We start from the raw sequence: 20,395 nt of genomic DNA, 5'->3' as shown, positions 1-20,395 counted from the left end.
CGTGTTTGTCTTGTCTCGTTGTCTCTCTCGTCTCTTCCTTGCCCGCCTGCGCGCGTGGCAGGAAAACGCGCGCGCAGGACGCACCCCGGCGGGCGACGCATCCGTCGCCCGCCGTGAGCTCTCTTCCTTCTTTTTTCTTCCTCCTAAAGAGGGCGCGTCTTCGTCATGTCATTTCGCGCCACCCGATTCGTAGATGTCCCATGCCTCCTTGGCGCTGGCGCCCCGGTGGATCATGGCCATCAGCGCGTCCACCACCGCCGACGGATTGCCGTGCTGGTAGACGTTGCGCCCGTACACCATGCCGACGGCGCCTTCGTCCATCAGCACGCGCGAGCGCGCGAACACCTGTTGCAGGTCCTCGCGCCCGCCGCCGCGCACGAGCACGGGGCAGCGCGCGGCCTGCACCACGCGGTGGAAGTCCCTGGGGTCGGTGGTGGGGTCCGCCTTGACGATGTCGGCGCCCATGTCGCGCGCCAGGCGCACCAGCGTGACGATCTTCTCGGCGTCGCCGTCCACCGAGTAGCGGCTGCCGGCGGAGGGCGCCTGCATCACCAACGGCTCGATCATCAGCGGCATGCCGTAGCGGTCGCAGTCGGCGCGCACGCGGGCGATGTTCTGCACGCACTGGCGGAACAGGTCGGGTTCGTCGGGCAGCATGAAGAGGTTGACCACCACGCAGGCGGCGTCCTGCTGCACCGCCGGCAGCACCGGGTCGTGCTCGTTCTGCAGCACCGCCCACATCACGCGATGCCGCGTGGCGTTGTAGGGGTTGCCCATGTCGATGCGCATCACGAGGGCCGGCTTGTCGCGGCCCGGGCGGTCCTGCAGCAGGTCGGACTGGCCGTAGTTGAGCTGGATCGCGTCGGGGCCGGCGGCCAGCAGACGCTCCATCACCGAGGGCATGTCTTCCAGCCCGTCGAGGAAGCTGGGCTCATTGCACACGCCATGGTCGAGCGCGATATCCAGGCAGCGCCCGTTGTTGAGCAGCCGGTTCAGGCGTGCGGTCTTGTCCTTCGACATACGAAAAGAGTCCTTGCTTGTTGGTGTGTGACAGAAAAGAGGGAGGAGGGCTGCTCAGCCGAGCGAGCCCAGGTGCCTGCTCGCTGCGCTGTCGATCAGCTGCAGCGCAGCGTCGTGCAGGCGCACCGAGCCGGCGCCTGCGTTCTCGATGGCCTGCTTGCTGGCGCGCGCGCCGCACAGCGCGACCGACACGCTGCCGCGCGCCAGCGTCCAGGCGATCATGAGCTGGCCGAAGGAGCATTCGAGCTGCCTGCGCAGCGGCTCCAGTTCCTCGAAGAAGGCCGCGAGCTTCGCGCGGTTCTGCGCGCTGAAGCGCGGGTTGGTGGCGCGCTGGTCGTCGCCGGTGAATTTGCGCTCCGGGTCGATGGGGCCGGCGAGCAGGCCCAGCGCGAGCGAGGAGTAGCCCAGCACCGCCACGTCGTGCTCGGTGCACAGCGGCACCAGCGTCTGCTCGATCTCGCGGTCGATCAGGCTGTAGCGCTCCTGCGCCGCGTCGACGGGGCCGTAGCGAAGGTATTCGGCCAGCGTCTCGGGGCTCACGTTGCTCACGCCGATGGCGCGGATCTTTCCCTGCTTCTTGAGCTCGAGCAGCGCGTCCATGGTCTCGGCCACGGGCGTCGTGGCGTCCTGCCAGTGCGTGATGTAGAGGTCGATGTAGTCGGTCTGCAGGCGCTTCAGGCTCTCTTCGGCCTCATGGATGATCGACTCGCGCCCGAGGTAGCGGTACACCGGGTGGCCGTCTTCTTCGAAGAAGTGCGTTCCCTGTTGGGTGTGCCACACCAGCCCGCACTTGGTGGCGATTACCGCCTCGTGGCGGCGGCCCTTGAGCGCGGTGCCGACGATGCTCTCGGAGCGGCCCAGGCCGTAGGCCGGCGCGGTGTCGATCAGGTTCACGCCCGCGTCCAGTGAGGCCTGTATTGCGAGCACGGCGGCCGCGTTGTCGCCGCCGCCCCACATCCATCCGCCCATGGCCCAGGTGCCCAGGCCGATGGCCGAGCACTCGATGCCCGAGGGGCCGAGAACGGTCTTCTTCATGTCCGATGCGTTGATGGTGCTGCTGTTGCTCATCGCTTGGTCTTTCTCGTGTTCATGAGGTGGTCGATGGTCACGGCCGCGAGCAGGATCAGGCCCTTGATCACGTCCTGCCAGTAGGGCGACACGTCCAGCAGGATCAGCGAGCTGGTCACCACCGACAGCAGCGCCAGGCCCAGCACCGCGCCGAGCACCGTGCCCGAGCCGCCCTTCAGGCTGGCGCCGCCGATCACCGCGGCTGCGATCACGTTGAGCTCCATGCCCACGCCGAAGGTGGGCGTGGCGGCGCCGAAGCGCGCGGTGTAGATCACGCCCGCGAGCCCGGCCGACGCGGCGCACAGCACCGTGACCCAGAACTTGACGTGGCCCACGCGGATGCCGGAGTAAAGCGCGGCCTTCTCGTTGCTGCCGGTGTAGAACACGCGGCGCAGCAGCGAGGAACGGCGAAGCACGAAATCGCTCACCACCACGATGGCCAGGAAGATCAGGATCACCGCCGGAACGCCGAAGAGCGTGCCCTGGCCGATGAACTTGAACTCCGCCGGCAGCGAGAACAGCGACTGCGGCGTGCCCTGCGTGAGCGCCAGGCACAGGCCGCGCACGATCACCATGAAGGCCAGCGAGGCGATGAAGTGGTTCAGGCCGATGCGCGTGACGCAGCCACCGATCATCGCGCCGATCATGGCGCTGGCCGCGATGGCGATGAGCCCCGCCGTCCACGGATCGAAGCCCATGAGGAAGAGCTTGCCGGTGACCACCATCGCGAAGCACACCACCGAGCCCACCGAGAGGTCGATGCCGCCCACGATCAGCAGGATGGTCATGCCCACCACCACGATGCCCTCGATGGAGAACGACAGCAGCATCGCGCGCACGTTGTCCCAGGTGAGGAAGTAGGGCGACGCGAAGCTCATGCCCACGCACAGCGCCGCGATGATGATCAACAGGCCCAGCTCGCGCATGCTGGCGAGCTTGCTGGCGGGTTTCACGGGGCCTCCCTTTCCTCCTCCCTCGGTCGTCTGTCGTGGCGCAAGGCCGGCGGCTCCCGCGTCCAGTTGTGCTGGGTAGTTCATGCTGTCGTTTCCTCTTCGCAAAGTCCCGAGGCCAGCCGCAGCAGAGCCTCTTCCGTCATGTCCTTGTCTTGCACCTCGCCGGCGAGCCGGCCGTCGCGGATCACCAGCGCGCGGTCGCACAGGCCGATGATCTCGGGCAGCTCCGAGGAGATCACGATCACGCCCACGCCCTGGCTGGCCAGGTCGCGCAGGATGTGGTGGATCTCCGACTTGGCGCCCACGTCCACGCCGCGCGTGGGCTCGTCCATCAGCAGCACCGAGGGATTGGTGGCCAGCAGCTTGGCGATGGCCACCTTCTGCTGGTTGCCGCCGGAGAGGCTGGCCACGTCGATGTCCACGCCGTCCGACTTGAGCTTGAGCCGCGCGCCGAGGCTCACGGCCAGCTTGTGCTCGGCCGCGCGCTGCAGCAGGCCGAAGCGCGAGCTGACGCGCGCGAGCGCCATCGAGGCGATGTTCTGCGCGATGGGCAGATCGAGGTACACGCCCGCCGCCTTGCGGTCTTCGCTGAGGTAGGCGATGCCTTCGCGCAGCGCGTCGCTGTACTTGCGGATGGCGAGCGGCCTGCCGCGCAGCCGCACGCTGCCACCGCGCGGCGTGCGCAAGCCGCAGATGGTCTCGGCGAGCTCGCTGCGGCCGGCGCCCATGAGGCCCGCGATGCCGAGGATCTCGCCGCGCTTCAGCCTGAACGACACGCCGTGCACGCGTTCGCCGTCGGCGATGTCCGTCACCTCGAGCACGTGCTCGCCCGATGCGGGTTCTTCCTGCTTGGGCGGGTAGTAGTTGCCCAGGTCGCGCCCGACCATGCGGCGCACCAGGCCGTCGGCGTCGAGCTCGGCCAGCGGGCCCGTGTGTACGTTGCGGCCGTCGCGCAGCACCGTGACGCTGTCGCAGTTCGCGAAGATCTCCGCCATGCGGTGGCTGATGTAGATGATGCCGATGCCCTGCGCCTTGAGGTCGTGCAGCACCCTGAAGAGCGCGGCCGATTCGTTGTCGGTGAGCGCGGCGGTGGGCTCGTCGAGGATCAGCACCTTGCAGTCGAGCGTGAGCGCCTTCGCGATCTCGATGAGCTGCTGCGTGGAGATGCTCAGGTCCTTCACCAGCGCGGCGGGATCGACGTCCTGCCCCAGCCGCTCAAGCACCCTGGCGGCGCGTTCGTTGAGGTTCGCGTAGTTCATCCACGCGCTCCTGCCGGCGTTGATCTCCGGCATGAAGATGTTCTCGGCCACCGTGGCGTCGCCGCACAGGGCGATCTCCTGGTGCACCAAGCCGATGCCCAGGCGCATCGCATGCGCGGGGCCGTCGATGACAACCGCCTGGCCGTCCAGCGAGATGGTGCCTTCGTCCGGCTGGTGGATGCCGTCGATGATGTTCATCAGCGTGGACTTGCCCGCGCCGTTCTCGCCACAAAGGGCGTGGATCTCGCCGCGGCGCAGCGAGAAGTCCACGCCCGTGAGCGCGCGCGAAGCGCCGAAGCGCTTGCTGATGCCGCGCAGTTCGAGCAATGCGCCCACTGCGTTCACTCGCCGATTCCCTTGGTGCCGCGGCGGGCGAGGTACTTGTCCCAGTAGAAGTCGTCGGCGTTGGCCTTGCTGACCACCGACAGCCCGTTGTCCAGGAAGGGCACGGCCATCGGGTTGGTGCCGTTGCGCTTGGCGTCGTTCATCGGGTCGATGAGGCCGGGGTTCTTGGCCAGGAACAGCATCATCATGCCCATGTAGCCCTGCATGCCCTGGTTGGGGTTGATGGCGCCGAACACGTCGCCCGACTTGATCATGTCGAGGATCTTGGCGTTCACGTCGCAGCACATCACCTTGATGTTCTTCTTGGTCTCCACCTTGGCCTGTGCCGCGCCCAGGGCCGAGTTGGCCTCGGGCATGAAGAGGGCGCCCAGGTTCGGGTTGGCCTGCGCGAGGCTCAGCACCGCCTGGTAGGCCTTGTTCGGGTCCTGGTTGCTGGCGGCGCGGCCCACCAGCTTCATGCCGGGGTGCTTCGTCTTCATGCGGTTGACGAAGGCGGCGATGCGGCGGTCGTGGTTGTCCTGGCCCGGGTTCTCCAGCACCGCGTATTCGCCCTTGCCGCCCAGCGAGGCGGCTATGGCGTCGGCTGCCTGGTTGCCCTCGCGGTCGTTGTCGGAGGTGACGAACGAGGTGCGCTTGGAGTTGGGCGAGTCGGCCGCGAAGGTGACGACGGGGATGCCCATCGCCGCGGCGCGGTTGATCGGCTCGATGAACGGGTCGGGGTTCATCGGGTGCAGCAGGATGCCCGCGGGCTTGCGCGCCAGTTCCTGCTCGAAGGACGCCAGTTGCTTGTTCACGTCGTACTCGGGCGTGCCGGTGTAGCGCGTCTTCACGCCCAGCGTGCGGCCGAGCTGCTTCATCATTTCGTAGACCGGAAACCAGTACTCGACCCCCGACACCATCACGTTCATCACGTAGACGTCGCTGGGGTTGCCGCGCAGGCCGCCGCCGGCCGTGGGGGCAGCCGCCTGCTGCTGCGCGAACGCGCTCGCGCCGGCCAGGCCGATGCCGGCTGCGGCGGCGGACTTCAGGAAATTACGCCTCATTCTTTGTCTCCTCACGTTGGGTGCACAGCTTGTGGATGCCGCTTTTCAGGGCAGCTCTCGGAACCTTGTTGTCACATCAGTTGTTATGACAGGCTAGAATGTACGCGCTGGCCATTTGAAGGGATAACTAGGGGAAACGCTACTGGCAGGCCGCTTTTATTCAGCCGAAGCTGTTATGACATGAAGCCAAACATACTGATCGGCATCGACATGGGGTCGAGCAGCCTGAAAGCCCTGGCCCTGGAAGCCGGGAGTGGCCGCAGCGTCGCCCTGTCACGAATGCCATTGCCGCACGACCGGCTGCCCGGAGGGGGATGCGAAGTGGGGGCCTCGGCGATCCGCGCCGCGCTGACCCACGTCCTGCGCGACGTCGCCCATCAACTCGGAGACCGCGTGTCGGAGGTCCGCGCCATCGGCTGCACCGGCCACGGCGCGGGGCTCTACGCGCTCGATGCACGCAACGAGCTCGTGGGCGGACGCGCCATCGCCTCCACCGACCAGCGCGCCGACGCGCGCGCCCGCTCGCTCGCTCTGAGCCACGGCCCGGCGCTCTTCGCCGACGTGGGCTGCCAGCCCTGGCCCGGCCAGCCCACCGTGATCGCGGCCGAGTTGCTGGGCACCGACGCCGTGCAGCGCGGCGCGGTGCGCCGGCTGCTGTTCGCGAAGGACTACCTCGGCTTCCTGCTGACCGGCGAGATCGCCACCGATGCCAGCGATGCGAGCACGGCCGGGCTGGTGTCGATCGCGACGGGCACGTGGTCGCAGGCGGCCTTCGATGCTTCGGGCATCGCCGATCTCGGCCCTCGCGTCTTCGGCCCGCTGGTGCCCAGCGGCGAACTCCTCGGCAGGCTGCGGCCTTCCGAAGCCGCGCTGTGCGGCCTGCCAGCGGGCATTCCGGTGGCGATGGGCGCCATCGACCTGCTTGCATCGATGACCGCGATCTGCGCCGAAGGGCGTTCGCGCGCGGTGTCGGTCTTCGGCACCTGGTGCGTCAACGCCGTCATCGGGCCGGTGATCGAGCCCCAGCCCGCGGTGGCCGCCGTCGTGAATTTCGGCCGCGAGGACAAGCGGCTCTACATGGAGAACAGCCCCTCGTCGATGGCCAACATCGCGTGGCTGGCCGGCGTGCTCGGCCTGCCCGATGCGCGTGCGGTGGTCGACCTCGCGATGTCGGTGCCGCTCGGCGCGGGCGGCCTGCGTTTCCTGCCTTTCGTCAACGGCGGTGGCGGAGTGACGGCGGGCTTCGTCGGCCTCAAGAGCCATCACACGCGCGGCGACATGGCGCGCGCGGTGGTCGATGCGGTGGCCGCGCTGCATGCGCGCCACCTCGGGCGGCTCGCGGCCTGCGGACTGCCGGTGTCCGCGTGCACCGTGCTCGGCGGCGGCGCGAGCGACACGCGCCTCGTGCGTTTGCTCGCAGGCCTGCTCGGCCACCCGGTCGAGCGCTGCGCCGACGACGAAACCGGCGCGCGCGGCGCCGCCATCCATGCCGCCATGTCGCAAGGCATCGACCGCGCGGAGCAGGGCAGCGCCTTGCTCGCGCCCTGCGACATCGTCGAACCCGACGGCGCTCAGGCGCGCGCCCATGCCGACTTCAACGCCGGCTTCAACGAACTGATCGACACCATGTCTCCTGTGTTTTCCCATCTGGCGGGCGGCGTGACGGCCGCCGCCGACAGCACCGCAGCGCGCAGCGCGGAGGTCTCCCGATGAGCGCGTGGCAACTGCCCTTCGTGCGCCCTGCATCGCTCGCGGACCGTCATTTCTCCACCGTCATCATCGGTGCCGGCATCAACGGCGTGGGCGTGTTCCGCGACCTGTGCCTGCAGCGCGTGGACTGCCTCATCGTCGACAAGGGCGACTTCAGCGCGGGCGCCAGCAGCGCGCCCTCGCGCATGATCCACGGCGGCCTGCGCTACCTGGAGAACGGCAGCTTCTCGCTGGTGGCCGAGGCCACGCGCGAGCGCAACCTGCTGCTGCGCAACGCGCCGCACCTGGTTCAGCCGCTGAAGACGGTGGTGCCGCTGTCGAGCTTCTTCGGCGGCCTCATGAGCAGCGCGCTCAAGTTCTTCGGCCGCACGCCGCCGCAGCGCACGCGCGGGCTGCTGGCGGTGGCCGCGGGCCTGCGCCTGTACGACCTGCTGGGCCGCCGACAGCGCGTGATGCCCAACCACCGCATCAGCCGCGTGCCGCCGAATGACCGCAGCCTGTTCCGCTCCGCGGTGCGCTGGACGGCCACCTTCTTCGACGCATGGATCAGCCACCCGGAGTGGCTCATCCTCGAACTCATTGGCGACGCCTGCCGCGACCAGCCGCGCTCGGCCGCGGCCAATTACTGCCGCGTGATGGGCTGCGCGGGCAACATCATCACGCTGCGCGACGAGATCACTGGCGCGCTGGTGCGCGTGACGGCCGACACCGTGGTCAATGCCAGCGGCGCGTGGTTGGACCGCAGCACGGCGGTGCTCGGCGGCGCCGGCCCGCGCGTGATGGGCACCAAGGGCTCGCACCTCGTGCTCGACCATCCCGCGCTGCGCGATGCGCTGCAGGGCCGCATGGCCTACTTCGAGGCGGTGGACGGGCGCGTGTGCATCGTCTATCCCTTTCTCGACCGCGTGCTCGTGGGCTCCACCGACATCCCGGTGGACGACCCCGACAGGATCGAGACCGAGCCCGAGGAGGTCGACTACCTGCTCGAAGTGCTGGCCGAGGTGTTCCCCAACCTGCGCTTCGGACGTGGCGACGTGGTCTACACCTACGTCGGCGTGCGGCCCCTTGCGCGCTCCGACGCCGACAAGCCGGGGCAGATCTCGCGCGACCATTCGGTGGTGCTCGATCCGCCCAGCGCCACGCGCGACATTCCGGTGGTCGGCCTGGTCGGCGGCAAGTGGACGACCTTCCGCGCGCTCGCGGAGGAGGCGGTCAATGAAGTGCTGAAGCAACTTGGCCGTCCCCGCACAGCCTCGACCGACATGCTGCCCATCGGCGGCGGCGCCGAACTGCCGGTGGATGCGCAGGCCGTCGAGCGTTTTCTCGATCGCCTGGTCGCCGCCTCGGGCATGAGCCGCACGCGCGCGCAGGTGCTGCTGAAGCGCTACGGATCGAAGGCCCTGCCGCTGGCGCAGCGCCTCGCCGCATCGGGCGACATGCCGCTGCGCCACGCGCCGGGCTATTCGGTGGCCGAGCTTTCGTACCTCTGCCTCGAGACCGGCGTGGTGCATCTCGACGACCTCGTGATCCGCCGCACGCTGCTGGCCATCCGCGGGCTGGTCACCGATGCCGCGCTCGCCGAGATCGCAGGCATCGCCGCCGATGCGCTGGGCTGGGACGCCGCGCAGCAGCACGCGGAGCTGCAGGCCTGTGCCACCGCCCTGCGCGAACGCCACGGCGTGCGGCTTTCGCCGGTGGCCGCGGATGCGCCCGCATCTTTCGATGCATCATTGATGACTCCTCAGGCCCTGGGCCAAGCTTCGACGTGAACTCTCCGACCGAAATTTCGACCGTGCTCGACCGCGACTCCGAGTCCCCGCTGTGGGCCCAGTTCCGCGACGCGCTTCGCATGCAGATCCTGCAGGGCGTGCTGCCCATCGGCGCCAAGCTGCCGTCCGAGGCCGAGCTGGGCGAGCAGTTCGGCATCTCGCGCATCGTGGTGCGCGAGGCGCTGGCCGACCTGGTGCGCAACAACCTCATCTACAAGATCAAGGGCCGCGGCGCCTTCGTGTCGGCGCGCGAGCGCGACGAAGACTTCGTCTCCACCGTGCTCGGCTTCTCCGACGAGATGGAGCGCAAGGGCCGCTCGGTGCGCACGCAGATCCTCACGCAGGAGCTGCGCGCGCCCACCGAGCAGGAAGCCGCCTCGCTCGGCCTGACCGACGACACGCAGGTGGTGGCGCTCAAGCGCCTGCGCAGCGTCGACGGCGAACTGCGACTGCTGGTGGAGACCGTGGTGCCCGCCGACCTCGCGCCCGGCCTGCACCGCACGCGCCTGGACGACCGCTCGCTCTACGACGTGCTGCGCCGCCAGTACGGGCTGCGCCTGGTGCGCGCCGAACGCTGGATCGACGCCGTGCTGCCCGATGCCGATACCTGCGAGCTGCTCAACCTGCCACAGCCGGAGCCGCTGCTGCGCATCGAGTCGATCGCCTACGGCGCCAACGGCAGGCCGCTGGAGCACTACCGGGCGTTGCACCGCTGCAAGACCAGCCGCCTGCACGTGCAGACGACGACCTGAAAAAAGAAGGCGCGCTCAGGCCTTCGCCGCGCTGCGCGAGGGCCAGAGCACCGAGGCGATGGCGACCACCATCAGCGCGACCGCCACCCAGTCCTGCCAGTGCACGACCTCGCCCAGCCACACCGCGCCGCTGAACACGCCGAGCACCGGAATGAACATCACGCTCAGCGTCGAAGCGATGGGTGGCAGGCCGCGCGCGAGGTAGAACCATGCGGCGTGCGCGAAGCCGAAGATGAGCACCGCGTTGTAGCCGATGGAAGCCCACGTCACGTCGTTGGGCCAGTAGAGCTGGTCGCGCTCGAAGAGCAGCGACAGCACCGTCATCACCACCGCAGTCATCGCCGTCATCCAGAACGAGAGCGTGAGCGTAGGCAGGCCGATGCGCGTGTGGCGCAGAAGCTGCGTGCCCAGCGCCCATGTGGCTGCGGCCACCAGTGCCAGGGCCACGTAGCCGGGCCGGCCAGAGAGGTTCGTGAGCTCGTGCCACAGCAAGAGCCCCACGCCGATCGCGCAGGCACCCACGCCCAGCCATGCGCGCCGCGTGAGCGCCGCAGAGAAGAGCAGCGCACCGATGACGGCGGAGAACACCGGCATCGTGTAGCCCAGGATCGCCGCGCGCCCGCCCGAGAGCGCCTTCACCGCGAGGATGATGCAGGCGTGCCAGACGAACATGTTGGTGGCGCCCAGCCACACCAGCTCGGGCCATGCGCTGCGAGGCACGCGGAACGGCACCTTGAGCCACACCAGCGCGACGGCCAGCACCGGCAGCCCGAGCCAGATCGAGATCGCGCGGAAGCCCAGCGGCGGATAGTCGGCCACGCCGAGCTTCATCACCGGCCAGTTGAAACCCCAGGCGAGGGTCAGGAGAACGAGGATGACGAACTGGCGCGGGGTGAAGGAGGGCATGGGGCGCGATTGTGGCGCGGCCCGGCCATTCGTGCAGGGAGCGGCCTGGCTACAGCAGCCGCTTCAGATACCGCCCCGTATGGCTCGCCTCGTTCGCCGCGATCTCCTCCGGCGTGCCCTGGCCCACCACCGTGCCGCCGCCGGCGCCGCCTTCGGGGCCCATGTCGATGAGCCAGTCGGCGGTCTTGATGACGTCGAGGTTGTGCTCGATGACGACGATGGTGTTGCCCGCGTCGCGCAGCTGGTGCAGTACCTTCAGCAGCAGCTCGATGTCGGCGAAGTGCAGGCCGGTGGTCGGCTCGTCGAGGATGTAGAGCGTGCGGCCGGTGTCGCGCTTGCTGAGTTCCAGCGCCAGCTTCACGCGCTGAGCCTCGCCGCCCGAGAGCGTGGTGGCCGACTGGCCCAGCTTGATGTAGCTCAGGCCCACGTCGAGCAGGGTGCGCAGCTTGCGCTCGATGGTGGGCACGGCCCTCAGGAAGTCGTGCGCGGCCTCGACCGTCATCTCCAGGATCTGCGCGATGTTCTTGCCCTTGTAGAGCACTTCCAGCGTCTCGCGGTTGTAGCGCTGGCCGTGGCAGACCTCGCAGGGCACGTACACGTCGGGCAGGAAGTGCATTTCGACCTTGACCACGCCGTCGCCCTGGCAGGCCTCGCAGCGCCCGCCCGCCACGTTGAAGCTGAAGCGGCCCGGGCCGTAGCCGCGCTCGCGCGCGGTGTTGGTCTCGGCCATGAGTTCGCGGATGGGCGTGAACAGGCCCGTGTAGGTGGCCGGGTTGCTGCGCGGCGTGCGGCCGATGGGGCTCTGGTCGACGTTGATGACCTTGTCGAAGTACTCGATGCCTTCCACCGACTCGTGCGCCGCCGGTTCTTCGTGCGCGCGGTAGAGCGTGCGCGCCACCGACGTGTAGAGCGTGTCGTTCACCAGCGTGGACTTGCCCGAGCCCGACACGCCCGTCACGCAGGTCAGCAGGCCGACGGGGAAGGCGACGCTCACGTTCTTCAGGTTGTTGCCCGTGGCGCCGACCACGCGGATTTCCTGCAGGTCGGTCTGCGTGGCTAGATGCGCGGCCTCGCGCGCGGCGCGGCGCTCGGCGGCGGGGCTTGGCGGGAAGCGCGGGGGCTTCCTGCCTTCGTGGAAGGCGGGCTGCTTCGTCGACGGCAGCCATGCGGTCCGATGCTTCGGCACCTCGATCCTGCGTGCGCCCGAGAGGTACTGGCCGGTGAGCGAGTCGGGGTTGGACGAGACCTCGGCGTACGTGCCCTGCGCCATCACGCGTCCGCCGTGCACGCCGGCGCCGGGGCCCATGTCGATCACGTGGTCGGCGGCGTGGATCATGTCCTCGTCATGCTCGACCACGATCACGCTGTTGCCGATGTCGCGCAGGTGTTTCAGCGTGCCGATCAGGCGGTCGTTGTCGCGCTGGTGCAGGCCGATGCTGGGCTCGTCGAGCACGTACATCACGCCCGTGAGGCCCGAGCCGATCTGCGAGGCGAGCCGGATGCGCTGCGCTTCGCCGCCCGACAGCGTCTCGGCGCTGCGGTCGAGGCTCAGGTAGTTCAGGCCCACGTCGTTGAGGAACTTCAGGCGCAGGCCGATCTCGCGCACCACCTTGTCGGCGATCTCTGCCCTGGCGCCGCGCAGCTTGAGCTTCTGGAACCAGTCGAGGGAGTCGCGCAGCGTGAGGCGGCTGAGCTCGAAGATCGCCATGCGCGGGCGCTCGGCGCCGTTTTCCGCGCCGCTCTCGTCGACCAGGAAAACGTTGCGCGCCTCGGGGCGAAGGCGCGAGCCGCCGCAGTCGGGGCAGGGCTGCATGTTGCGAAAGCGCGCGAGGTCCTCGCGCACCATCACCGAGTCGGTCTCGCGGTAGCGCCGCGTCATGTTCGGGATGATCCCTTCGAAGGGATGCTTCTTCGTGAGCTTCTTGCCCGCGAAGTTGCCCGACTCCATGGTGTAGTTGAACTTGATCTCTTCCGCCGCCGAGCCGTGCAGCAGCACCTGCTGCACCGAGGCCGGCAGCGATTCGAAGGGCGCGTCGACGTCGAACTTGTAGTGCCTGGCGACGCTCTCGATCATGCTGAAGTAGTAGCCGTTGCGGCGGTCCCAGCCCTTGATGGCGCCGCTGGCCAGCGACAGCGACGGAAACGCCACCACGCGCGCCGGATCGAACACCTCGCGGCTGCCCAGGCCGTCGCAGGTCGGGCACGCGCCCACGGGCGAGTTGAACGAGAACAGGCGCGGCTCCAGCTCCGACAGCGAGTAGTGGCAGATCGGGCAGGCGAACTTGGCGTTGAACAGGTGCTCCCTGTCGGGCGCTCCCTCGGCGCCCAACTCCAGCGCGATGGCGCGGCTCTCGGCCAGCCGCAGCGCGGCCTCGAAGCTCTCGGCCAGGCGCTGCTGCATGTCGGGGCGCGCGCGAAGGCGGTCGATGACGACGTCGATGTCGTGCTTCTCGGTCTTCTTGAGCTTGGGCAGGTCGTTGTATTCGTAGATCTGCCCGTCGACGCGGAAACGCACGTAACCGGAGGCCTGCATCTCGGCGAAGAGCTCGACGAACTCGCCCTTCTTCTCGCGCGCCACGGGCGCCAGGATCATCAGGCGCGGCTCGTCGGGAATCGCCAGCACTGCGTCGACCATCTGCGACACGGTCTGCGCCTGCAAGGGCAGGTGATGGTCGGGGCAGTAGGGCGTGCCGGCGCGCGCGTACAGCAGGCGCAGGTAGTCGTGGATCTCGGTCACCGTGCCCACGGTGGAGCGCGGGTTGTGGCTGGTGGCCTTCTGCTCGATGCTGATCGCGGGCGAGAGGCCCTCGATCACGTCGACGTCGGGCTTGTCCATGAGCTGCAGGAACTGCCGCGCGTAGGCCGACAGGCTCTCGACGTAGCGCCGCTGCCCTTCGGCATAGAGCGTGTCGAAGGCCAGGCTCGACTTGCCCGAGCCCGACAGGCCGGTGATGACCACCAGCTTGTTGCGCGGGATGTCGAGATCGACGTTCTTCAAGTTGTGCGTGCGCGCACCCCGGATGCTGATGCGCTGCTGCGCCAGCACCGCGCCGAGGTAGGTGTTTCGTTCGAGTTCAGCGTCGCGAGCGCTTTCCGCGTCGGCTGCGGTGTGGGCTGTGGCTTTTGAATTCAAGGGAGGCGATCGTCCGAGGCAACCGGACATGATAGACCGCCGACGATTTCATGGCGAGCCGGAGGGAACCGGCGGTTCGGACTTCGGGGTTTCTGCCGGCGGCGGGTGCACCGCTTCGGTGCCGGTGGAGGTGCTGATCGCACGGCTCACCATGTGCTCGGCCAGCGTGTCGTACAGCGGCCGGCTGATCATGCGCGAGACCAGGCTGGCCAGCATCGCGGCGGCCATCAGGCTCAGCACCATCGAGTGGCCGTCGACCATCTCCATCACGATGATGAAGGCGGTCAGCGGCGCCTGCGTCACCGCCGCGAGGAAGCCGGCCATGCCCATGGCGATGAGCGCCGGCCCTTGCTCGCTGCTTGCGAACCGGGCCACCGCGTCGCCGATGCCCGCGCCGATGGACAGCGAGGGCGCGAAGATCCCGCCCGGCACGCCGCACCACGCCGTGAGCCAGGTGGCGACGAACTTGAGCACGGTGTACAGCGGCGTCAGCTCGTCGTGGCCCTGCAGCATCTGCTTGACCGCCTCCGAGCCCGCGCCGAAGGTGACGCCGCCCGTGACCAGCCCGATGACGGCCACAGCCAGCCCGCCGACCGCCGCGAAGCGCACCGGAAAGCGCGCCCGCCAGCGGTTGAAGCGCCCGGCGGTGCCGGTGAGCGAGGCGATCAGCAGCCGCGCGAAGAGGCCGCCCGCGGCGCCGCTCAGCAGCGTGACCAGCAGGCCTGGCCCGAGCACGTCCCAGCCCAGCCGCGGCACGCGGATCACGCCGAAATAGCTGACGTTGCCGAAGGCGGACACAGCTACCAGGCCTGCCAGCACGATGGCCGTGATGATCAGCCCGCTGGAGCGCGCCTCCAGCCGCCCCGACAGCTCCTCGATGGCGAACACCACGCCCGCCAGCGGCGCGTTGAACGCCGCCGCGATGCCGGCCGCGCCGCCGGCCACCAGCAGCGCGCGCCCGTCGATGGACGTGTTGGGCGACAGCCAGCGCCGCGCATGCTGCATCACGCCCGCCGCCACCTGCACCGAAGGCCCCTCGCGGCCGATCGACAGGCCGGCTGCGAAGCCCGCCACGCCCAGCCCGATCTTGGCGACCGTCAACCGCAGCGAGGCGAACACGAAGCGCCGCTCCCCGGGCAGGGCCGGGTGGAGCGCGGCCTTGATCTGGGGAATGCCGGAGCCTCCAGCTCCGGGGAAGAAACGCAGGGTGAACCAGACGATGCCGGCCGTGAGCATCGGCGTGGTCAGCAGCACCGCCCAGGGCCAGGCGCGGTAGAAGCGGTGGAACTGGCCGAAGACCCAGTCGCTGGCCAGCGTGAAGCCCACCACGAAGAGGCCCGCCGCGATGGCGTAGCCCAGCACGATGGCGCGGTCGAGCCAGACGCGGCCGCTGGACAGCTCGGCGCGCAGATGCTCGAAAAAGTCAGGTTCCCGGTTCATCGCAAGCGCCCATTCTGGCACCGGGGGAGAAAGAGAGCGGTCGCCTTGGGGCACAATCGAGGGTTCTTCTCAACCTTCTCCTCCATCTACTTATCAGGGGCAGTGCATATGGCATCGGTCAATAAAGTCATCGTCGTCGGCAATCTGGGGCGCGACCCCGAGATGCGTACATTCCCGAGCGGCGACCAGGTCGCGAACGTCACAGTGGCCACCACCGATCGCTGGAAGGACAAGCAAAGCGGCGAAATGCGCGAAGCCACCGAGTGGCACCGCATCGTCTTCAACGGCCGCCTGGCCGAAATCGCCGGCCAGTACCTGCGCAAGGGCTCGCAGGTGTATGTCGAAGGCAGCCTGCGCACGCGCAAGTGGACCGACAAGGACGGCATCGAAAAGTACACCACCGAGATCCGCGCTGACCAGATGCAGATGCTCGGCAGCCGCCAGGGCCAGGGCGGCCCTTCGGGTCCCAGCGATGACGACGGCGGCTACGGCGGTGGCGGCGGCTACTCGCAAGGCGGCGGTGGTGGTGGCGGCTACGCCCCGCGCGCACCCGCGGCCGCACCGCGCGCTCCGGCGCCGGCTCCGCGCCAGGCACCGGCCAAGTCGTCGTCGGGCTTCGATGACATGGACGACGACATTCCGTTCTGAAGCCGGACAAGTTTTTGCAAATAGAGAGCCGCTTTCCCTTTGGGGAAAGCGGCTCTTTCTATTTCGGAGTCCGGCGGGCGCCGTCGTGCATTGGCTCGCGGCGCGTGGAAGTGCGCCTACCCCGTCGTCCGTCCTTTTCCGTCTCGGCGCCAGCCAGGCGCTCGCTAAGGTTGCCGCTCCAATGAACAGGAGACCCCCATGAAAAGCATCATCCTCTGGCTGTGCGGCGTACCGATCGGCGTGATCATCCTGCTGAAGGTTTTCGGCGTCTTCTGATCGCAGCCCCGCCCGGCGGCAGGCCGGGTTGCCGGCCATCTTGCTGGTGTCGTCCTCCTTCTCCTGGGGATCACGCTGCCGGTCTGCCCAGCGTCGCCAGCCTCTTCCTCGCCGCCTGCAGCAGCCCGCCACGTTCCACGGGCAGCGCCGCCTTGGTGTCCCCCAGCGCGATGATCTCGTGCACCGTGGCCGCGGCGAGCTTCGACGCCAGCGGATCGCGCGGCGGCATGCCGTTGAGCCGCGTGAGCGGAACGACGTGCACCTTCAGATGCCTGCCCATGGATTTCGACAGTTTCTGGCAGGCCGCCGCCATGGCGGCTTCGTCGGGCACCAGCTGGCCGTGCGCGACCAGCAGTTCCAAGGTGCCCTGCTCGTCTTCGCCCAGCACGAAGGCGCGCACGACGGAGTCCTTGAACCTGGACCGCAGCATGGAGCGGATCGGCTCCGCCGCGGCGAAGGAGCGCAGCGCGATGCTGCGCAGCTGGTCGTGGAAGACGAAGGAGCGGTCGATCCGGATGGTCTCGGGCTGCTCGGCCTTCGCTGCCTGGCGCTTCACGATGCCGCTGCTGACCAGGTGCCCGACGGTCGCCGTGGCTTCGGGTTCCGCCAGCCTGGCGCGCCGCGCGAGTTCGGCGGTCGGGAACTGCTCGTCGGCTGGTGCCGCGTACAAGACCGCGAGCAGCTTCTGTACTTCGGGAGAAAAAAGAAAATCCGCGGCGCTCATCCTTGCCTTGTTGCTGCTGACACGAAGCCCGCATTATCCGAGCCGCACTCCACCGCAGCCTGCGCGCCTGCGCATGACGACGACCGCGCCCGCCCGTGTTCGCGCAGGCCGCGCAGGTTCACCTCCATGCCCGTGCTCTGCTGCTGCTCGTGCAGCCATTGCACGACGCGCTCGGCGCGCCTCACGCCGATGCCCCGCACCGGATACCACCAGGTCACGCCGGCATCGTTGATGCGTTGCGCCAGCTGCTCCAGCGTGCCGAAGCCGGCCTGCGCGAGCCTTTCGGACAGCAGCGGGTCGAACCAGGCGGCGACGCTGTCGTGCGCCTGGGGCGCGTCTGCGCGAGATTGAAGAAGAAGGGTGTCCATGGTGTCTCCAGGCGCGAAACGGGAAGAGCGGCGGCCCGCGATGATTCCGCGCGTGTTGTGGATCGGGTCGGCTGTGCTTTGCATGGGGCATGCCAGTGCGCCTGCGCGTTGATCCACAAGAGATTTCCCGATCTGTCGATCGGATGGTGTCGTCGATTCAGACAAATGGCGTGTCTGATTTTCAAACATATGTCTGATGACCGATCAGGGTTTGCCAGGCCCGCAAGTCCGTCGCCGCAGCCGCTGCGGCGCCGCGAGGCATAGTAGCCAGCATGGACCTGCGCACACTCCGCTATTTCATCGCCGTGCTTGAAGCCGGCAGCCTCTCTCGCGCGGCCGGGGCGCTGTACGTGGCGCAGCCGGCGCTCACGGCGCAGATCAAGAAGCTGGAAAGCGAGCTCGGCGTGCAGCTCTTCGAACGCTCGCATGCCGGCGTCACGCCCACGTCGGCCGGGCTGCGCCTGTATGACGACGCGCGCCGCCTGCTGAGCGACGCCGATGCCATGCGCGAGCGCATCCAGCGCCTGCCGCAGGGGCCCGAAGGCTCGGTCACGCTGGCCATTCCGTTCCTGCTCGCCTCGCTGCTGATGGGGCCGGTGCTGGCCGCGCTCAAGGAGTCGCACCCGCGCGTGCGCGTCTTCGTGCTCGACGGCCTGAGCCTGACGGTGTGCAAGGCCGTGCTCGAGCGCCGCGCCGACGTGGGCATCCTGGTCGACACGCCGCCTCTCGAAGGCTTGCGCTGCAGGCCGATGGCGCAGGAGGGCATGTACTTCTGCGGACGCGATACCGATGGCCGCGTCGCCCGGCTGCTGCGCGCGGCGCCCGCGGGCCGTCGGCGCTCCGCGACGAAGCCGGATGCCGGTGCGCTCGCCTATCCGCTGATCGACCTCGCCGACGCCGCCGCTCAACCGCTGGTGCTGCAGTCGCGCCGATTCGCGATCCGGCAGGCAGTGGAGGGCGCTGCGAGCGCTCGCGGCGTGCCGCTGAACATCGTCCACGAGCACGATTCCGCGCGCGTGATCCGCTCGCTCTACCTCAGCGGCGCCGGCTTCACCTTCGTGCCGGCCTGTGCTCTCAACGACAGCCCGGCGCCGCGCGAAGGCTGGCTGGTCGCGCGCGTGGTGAACCCGGAGCTTTCGCGCGCATACACGCTGGTCACCGCCGAGCGGCCGCTCGATGCCGTCACGCAGGTGGTGGTGGATGCGCTGACATCCCAGGCGCAGAGCCTGATCAGGCAGCGCAAGTGGATGGCCGAGTGGATGATGCGCGGCTGAGCTCACGCCGAGGCACAACGGGCCATCAATTCCGTTGATGGCCGCGGATCAGCAAACAGTATTTCTCCTGCGGCGCCGCTTCTGGAACAGTGCCGTGAACCGCAAAGGGCGGCACCCAGGAGACAAGCATCAATCCCCCATCCATTCCCCCAAGGCGCGTGGTCGCCAATGTCGGCGCTCTCGTGGCGCGCAGCGCGCGTGCCAACGGCCGGCGCATCGCGGTGATGAGCCCCGCGCGCACGCTCAGCTACGCCGAACTGGAACAGCGCAGCAACCGTCTCGCCAACGCGCTGCTGGGCCTCGGCCTCGCGCGCGGCGACCGCGTGGGCATCTACCTGGCCAACTGCGCCGAGATCGTCGAGATCGAGATCGCCTGCTACAAGGCCGGCCTGGTGAAGGCGCCGTTCAACTCGCGCCTGTCACCGAGCGAGGTGGGCGAGATCGCGGCCAACAGCGAGGCCGCGATCATCGTCACCACCAGCGAGCGCGCCGAGAGCTTCCGGGCGCACATCCGCGGCGAGATGCCCCGCCTGCTGCTGCTGGACGGCGATGCCGCGACGAACTACGACGCCGCGCTCGCCCGCGCCAGCGATGTCTTCGCACCGGTGGAAGTGCATGCCGACGAGCTCGCGGTGCTGCACTACACCTCGGGCTCATCGGGCGTGCTGAAAGCCGCGATGCAGACCTTCGGCAACCGGCTCGCGCAACTGCGCAAGTTCCTGATCCGCTCCGAGGGCATGCACGAAGGGCACATCCTCGGCCTGGTGGGTCCGGTCACGCACGCCTCGGGCATGCAGATCGTGCCGGCGCTTTGCAGCGGCGTGACGATCCGACTGTTTTCCGGCTTCGAGCCCGTGCGCTTCATCGCAGACATGCGCGCCGACCGCGTGACGCACACCTTCATGGTGCCGACCATGATCAACATGCTGCTGGGCGAGCTCGAGGGCCAATACCGCCCGCTGCCTGACCTGCAGCGCCTGGGCTACGGCGCCGCGCCGATGGCGCCGGCGCGCATCCTCAAGGCCATGGACGTGTTCGGCCCCGTGCTGTCGCAAGGCTACGGCGCGGGCGAGACCACCTCGGGCGTGTGCGCGCTGACCACGCACGACCACCTTCATGCCCGCGCCGCGCGGCCCGAGCGCCTGGCCTCGTGCGGGCGCCCATTGCTCGAATGCGACGTGCGCATCCTCGACGACGAGGGCCAGCCGGTGGCCACCGGCGAGATCGGCGAGATCGTGGTCGGCGGCGAGGACATCTTCGCCGGCTACTGGCGCGCGCCCGAGCTCACGGCCGAGGTGCTGAAGAACGGCCGCTACCACACGGGCGACCTCGCGCGCATGGACGAGGAGGGCTACGTCTACATAGTCGACCGCAAGAAGGACATGGTCATCAGCGGCGGCTTCAACGTCTATCCCTCCGAGGTAGAGGCGGTGCTGTTCCAGCACGAAGCGGTGCAGGAAGCCTGCGTGTTCGCCATTCCCGACGACAAGTGGGGCGAGTCGGTGGCGGCGCACGTGGTGCTCAAGCCCGGCCGCGCGGCCGAGGGCACGGCCATCGACGCTTTCTGCGGCGAGCGGCTGGCGGGCTTCAAGCGCCCGCGCCGCATCGAGTTCGTGGCCTCGCTGCCGAAGAACCCCAACGGCAAGGTGATGCGCAAGGCGGTGCAGGCGCCGTACTGGGCAGGCCAGGAGAGGATGGTGAACTGAG

The 20,395-nt window shown here is 68.7% G+C and carries 16 protein-coding genes; 6 read left to right on the top strand and 10 right to left on the bottom strand.

The window, feature by feature from the left end; translation table 11 throughout:
- Positions 1–168 precede the first annotated feature (168 nt).
- From ACAM57_RS29690 to ACAM57_RS29670, 5 genes are read right to left on the bottom strand one after another with little or no spacing between them, the layout of a single operon-like run.
- A complete protein-coding gene (locus ACAM57_RS29690; protein ID WP_369659920.1) occupies positions 169–1,020 on the bottom strand; it encodes a class I fructose-bisphosphate aldolase in 852 nt (283 codons plus the stop codon).
- A 54-nt stretch (positions 1,021–1,074) separates the two neighbouring features.
- Positions 1,075–2,088: an aldo/keto reductase gene (locus tag ACAM57_RS29685; protein WP_240650653.1), complete on the bottom strand. Its 1,014-nt coding sequence runs from the start codon at positions 2,086–2,088 to the stop codon at positions 1,075–1,077.
- The gene (locus tag ACAM57_RS29680; RefSeq protein ID WP_126022307.1) at positions 2,085–3,125 is read right to left on the bottom strand and encodes an ABC transporter permease; all 1,041 of its coding nucleotides are present in this window, start codon (positions 3,123–3,125) and stop codon (positions 2,085–2,087) included. Before ACAM57_RS29680 ends, ACAM57_RS29685 begins: the two co-directional genes overlap by 4 nt.
- Complete coding sequence (locus ACAM57_RS29675) at positions 3,122–4,636, bottom strand: sugar ABC transporter ATP-binding protein (protein WP_369662494.1); 1,515 nt, start codon at positions 4,634–4,636, stop codon at positions 3,122–3,124. The genes ACAM57_RS29680 and ACAM57_RS29675 overlap by 4 nt, the downstream gene beginning before the upstream one ends.
- A 5-nt stretch (positions 4,637–4,641) precedes the next feature.
- A complete protein-coding gene (locus ACAM57_RS29670; RefSeq protein ID WP_369659919.1) occupies positions 4,642–5,688 on the bottom strand; it encodes a substrate-binding domain-containing protein in 1,047 nt (348 codons plus the stop codon).
- 180 nt (positions 5,689–5,868) lie between these two features.
- Here ACAM57_RS29670 and ACAM57_RS29665 point away from each other — a divergent pair, with 180 nt between their 5' ends.
- From ACAM57_RS29665 to ACAM57_RS29655, 3 genes are read left to right on the top strand one after another with little or no spacing between them, the layout of a single operon-like run.
- Positions 5,869–7,401: an FGGY family carbohydrate kinase gene (locus tag ACAM57_RS29665; RefSeq protein ID WP_369659918.1), complete on the top strand. Its 1,533-nt coding sequence runs from the start codon at positions 5,869–5,871 to the stop codon at positions 7,399–7,401.
- A complete protein-coding gene (locus tag ACAM57_RS29660) occupies positions 7,398–9,167 on the top strand; it encodes a glycerol-3-phosphate dehydrogenase/oxidase (protein ID WP_369659917.1) in 1,770 nt (589 codons plus the stop codon). Before ACAM57_RS29665 ends, ACAM57_RS29660 begins: the two co-directional genes overlap by 4 nt.
- A complete protein-coding gene (locus tag ACAM57_RS29655) occupies positions 9,164–9,919 on the top strand; it encodes a GntR family transcriptional regulator (RefSeq protein WP_126022303.1) in 756 nt (251 codons plus the stop codon). The genes ACAM57_RS29660 and ACAM57_RS29655 overlap by 4 nt, the downstream gene beginning before the upstream one ends.
- A 15-nt stretch (positions 9,920–9,934) precedes the next feature.
- Here ACAM57_RS29655 and ACAM57_RS29650 read toward each other — a convergent pair whose 3' ends face one another.
- The 3 genes from ACAM57_RS29650 to ACAM57_RS29640 are packed head-to-tail and all read right to left on the bottom strand — an operon-like array spanning position 9,935 to position 15,398.
- Positions 9,935–10,825, bottom strand: coding sequence for a DMT family transporter (locus ACAM57_RS29650; RefSeq protein ID WP_369659916.1), 891 nt, complete (start codon positions 10,823–10,825; stop codon positions 9,935–9,937).
- Between the two features lie 49 nt (positions 10,826–10,874).
- Positions 10,875–13,988 carry an excinuclease ABC subunit UvrA gene (gene uvrA, locus ACAM57_RS29645; protein ID WP_369659915.1) on the bottom strand — a complete coding sequence of 1,038 codons (3,114 nt, stop codon included), beginning with the start codon at positions 13,986–13,988 and terminating at the stop codon, positions 10,875–10,877.
- Between the two features lie 18 nt (positions 13,989–14,006).
- Entirely contained in the window at positions 14,007–15,398 is a 1,392-nt protein-coding gene (locus ACAM57_RS29640; RefSeq protein WP_369659914.1) for a chloride channel protein, read from the bottom strand.
- Positions 15,399–15,506: 108 nt separating this feature from the next.
- Between ACAM57_RS29640 and ssb the strand changes: the two genes are divergently transcribed.
- The gene (ssb, locus tag ACAM57_RS29635; RefSeq protein ID WP_184640175.1) at positions 15,507–16,046 is read left to right on the top strand and encodes a single-stranded DNA-binding protein; all 540 of its coding nucleotides are present in this window, start codon (positions 15,507–15,509) and stop codon (positions 16,044–16,046) included.
- Between the two features lie 346 nt (positions 16,047–16,392).
- On the opposite strand, the gene ACAM57_RS29630 is transcribed toward ssb, so the two are convergent.
- Together ACAM57_RS29630 and ACAM57_RS29625 are read right to left on the bottom strand one after the other, a co-directional pair.
- Positions 16,393–17,046 carry a hypothetical protein gene (locus ACAM57_RS29630; RefSeq protein WP_369659913.1) on the bottom strand — a complete coding sequence of 218 codons (654 nt, stop codon included), beginning with the start codon at positions 17,044–17,046 and terminating at the stop codon, positions 16,393–16,395.
- Positions 17,043–17,498, bottom strand: coding sequence for a phage integrase family protein (locus tag ACAM57_RS29625; protein WP_369659912.1), 456 nt, complete (start codon positions 17,496–17,498; stop codon positions 17,043–17,045). Before ACAM57_RS29625 ends, ACAM57_RS29630 begins: the two co-directional genes overlap by 4 nt.
- A gap of 188 nt (positions 17,499–17,686) precedes the next feature.
- Between ACAM57_RS29625 and ACAM57_RS29620 the strand changes: the two genes are divergently transcribed.
- Together ACAM57_RS29620 and ACAM57_RS29615 are read left to right on the top strand one after the other, a co-directional pair.
- On the top strand, positions 17,687–18,688 hold the full coding sequence (locus tag ACAM57_RS29620; RefSeq protein WP_369659911.1) for a LysR family transcriptional regulator: 1,002 nt from the start codon (positions 17,687–17,689) through the stop codon (positions 18,686–18,688).
- A gap of 158 nt (positions 18,689–18,846) precedes the next feature.
- On the top strand, positions 18,847–20,394 hold the full coding sequence (locus ACAM57_RS29615; RefSeq protein ID WP_369659910.1) for an AMP-binding protein: 1,548 nt from the start codon (positions 18,847–18,849) through the stop codon (positions 20,392–20,394).
- The last annotated feature ends 1 nt before the right edge of the window (position 20,395 follow it).

The sequence above is a fragment of the Variovorax sp. V15 genome (assembly GCF_041154425.1).
Classification (GTDB): domain Bacteria; phylum Pseudomonadota; class Gammaproteobacteria; order Burkholderiales; family Burkholderiaceae_C; genus Variovorax; species Variovorax guangxiensis.
This window is presented reverse-complemented; position numbering and strand designations above follow the sequence as displayed.

Bases quoted from the DNA above. Each gene is read 5' to 3' on its own strand.
- ACAM57_RS29690 (WP_369659920.1), bottom strand. From the start codon at position 1,020: ATGTCGAAGGACAAGACCGCACGCCTGAACCGGCTGCTCAACAACGGG.
- ACAM57_RS29685 (WP_240650653.1), bottom strand. From the start codon at position 2,088: ATGAGCAACAGCAGCACCATCAACGCATCGGACATGAAGAAGACCGTT.
- ACAM57_RS29680 (WP_126022307.1), bottom strand. From the start codon at position 3,125: ATGAACTACCCAGCACAACTGGACGCGGGAGCCGCCGGCCTTGCGCCA.
- ACAM57_RS29670 (WP_369659919.1), bottom strand. From the start codon at position 5,688: ATGAGGCGTAATTTCCTGAAGTCCGCCGCCGCAGCCGGCATCGGCCTG.
- ACAM57_RS29665 (WP_369659918.1), top strand. From the start codon at position 5,869: ATGAAGCCAAACATACTGATCGGCATCGACATGGGGTCGAGCAGCCTG.
- ACAM57_RS29660 (WP_369659917.1), top strand. From the start codon at position 7,398: ATGAGCGCGTGGCAACTGCCCTTCGTGCGCCCTGCATCGCTCGCGGAC.
- ACAM57_RS29650 (WP_369659916.1), bottom strand. From the start codon at position 10,825: ATGCCCTCCTTCACCCCGCGCCAGTTCGTCATCCTCGTTCTCCTGACC.
- uvrA (WP_369659915.1), bottom strand. From the start codon at position 13,988: ATGTCCGGTTGCCTCGGACGATCGCCTCCCTTGAATTCAAAAGCCACA.
- ACAM57_RS29640 (WP_369659914.1), bottom strand. From the start codon at position 15,398: ATGAACCGGGAACCTGACTTTTTCGAGCATCTGCGCGCCGAGCTGTCC.
- ssb (WP_184640175.1), top strand. From the start codon at position 15,507: ATGGCATCGGTCAATAAAGTCATCGTCGTCGGCAATCTGGGGCGCGAC.
- ACAM57_RS29630 (WP_369659913.1), bottom strand. From the start codon at position 17,046: ATGAGCGCCGCGGATTTTCTTTTTTCTCCCGAAGTACAGAAGCTGCTC.
- ACAM57_RS29625 (WP_369659912.1), bottom strand. From the start codon at position 17,498: ATGCAAAGCACAGCCGACCCGATCCACAACACGCGCGGAATCATCGCG.
- ACAM57_RS29620 (WP_369659911.1), top strand. From the start codon at position 17,687: ATGGACCTGCGCACACTCCGCTATTTCATCGCCGTGCTTGAAGCCGGC.